This window comes from Duganella aceris, from assembly GCF_011090165.1.
Lineage (GTDB): Bacteria > Pseudomonadota > Gammaproteobacteria > Burkholderiales > Burkholderiaceae_D > Rugamonas > Rugamonas aceris.
In genome coordinates, this window is record NZ_JAADJT010000038.1 from 1 (window position 1) to 1,326 (window position 1,326).

Here is a 1,326-nt window from a genome sequence, read left to right on the forward strand (position 1 = left end):
TACAACCGCCAGCGGCGCCATTCGCGCCTTGGCTATGTATCGCCGGCGTCGTTCGCTGAGAATTTCAGAAAAAAAGCGCTGGCTGCTTGAAACGGACGTGTCCATTATTGACAGTACACCTCAAATTGCCCGGTACCAGCACTCAAAGTCTTTATAAAATTTATAGGGATTTCTATCGGGAAAATTTAGTTCCACGGAATACGGATCCTTCGGCAGCTTTAGCTGGACCGAAATCCATTTGGAATGGAGATGAGTTGGCAGCAGCTCCAATGGGCCAGAGGAAAGTGCTAAAACGGGAGTTGTTTCATCGGTGGTTTTTCCCGCAATTTCGGCGAATTTCTCCATAGCAAACCTCTCCAGGCGTCCTTTTCCTGGACTGCTGGCCTCAGTGCCACAAGCCAAACGTCTATAGCATGCCGGTGCTCCCAGAGCGGGCATTACTCCGTGGACCACGCCAGCAATTTTCTCCGGTATTTGCTTTGCGCAGGCGCGAGCAACCATCCCTCCCATCGAATGCGTGATCAGCATGACCTTCGTGCACGTATGCGTGGACCGCGTCCAGGAGGCAATGATGAGCTCAATCCGTTCTCGTAAATGACCAGCCGATACCTCATTTGAGTGCAGCCAGTTGTATCCAAACGCATAGACCGGATAATGATAAGCAGCGAATTTTTTCAACTCATCCACGGTCAGAGGGGCACCTATGCCATCCTTAGAAGAACCCCAGTCTCTTCGATCGTAGCCATTTATGTCTACCCATGTCGACTCCATCTCAGCATTGCCGGATGAGACTTTGAAAGTACTGTTAAGATTTTGCTCTAAGGTACAAAGCAATTCCCCATAACTATCAGCATGGATTTCCCCCCATCCACGAGCTCGGCAAGTGTCCTCATTAGAGCGCTTGGGAATTTCGATGATTTCGCCTGTAGGGTCCACTTCCAGTGTGTCCGCGTCCAAAATATTTTGGCGAATCGCGGGAGACCTTTTGCTCCATTTATGGGCCTCACTGAGCCCAGCTTTTTTTCCATTCGGTGGACGCCAAGCTGCCTCGCCAGGTCTCAGTTCCAAGTTCCTTGAACCTGACGTGATGGCACGCAGGTTACTCCCCATAATGCCTGCTATAACAATAACTGGAATAATTTTGTGAGGAGGAACTGCAATGCTTGCTCTAGTCGTATTCGCTTTCGGCGAGAGCGCAGTGCGCGTGATCTTGCCCCCGTATAACCGGACACGTCCTATCGCTTAGTTAGCGCCGCTTTCTTGAGCCCGGCGCGCCAGCTCCCTCCTGAACATGCGAGGAGATTTCAACTTCAACGACGAATGCGG

1 protein-coding gene is annotated in these 1,326 nt (G+C 51.1%); it reads right to left on the reverse strand.

The window, feature by feature from the left end; translation table 11 throughout:
* Nucleotides 1-120 precede the first annotated feature (120 nt).
* Nucleotides 121-1,110 (reverse strand): alpha/beta hydrolase, encoded by a 990-nt coding sequence (locus GW587_RS30940; RefSeq protein WP_166108750.1) that lies wholly within the window; start codon nt 1,108-1,110, stop codon nt 121-123.
* Nucleotides 1,111-1,326 lie beyond the last annotated feature (216 nt).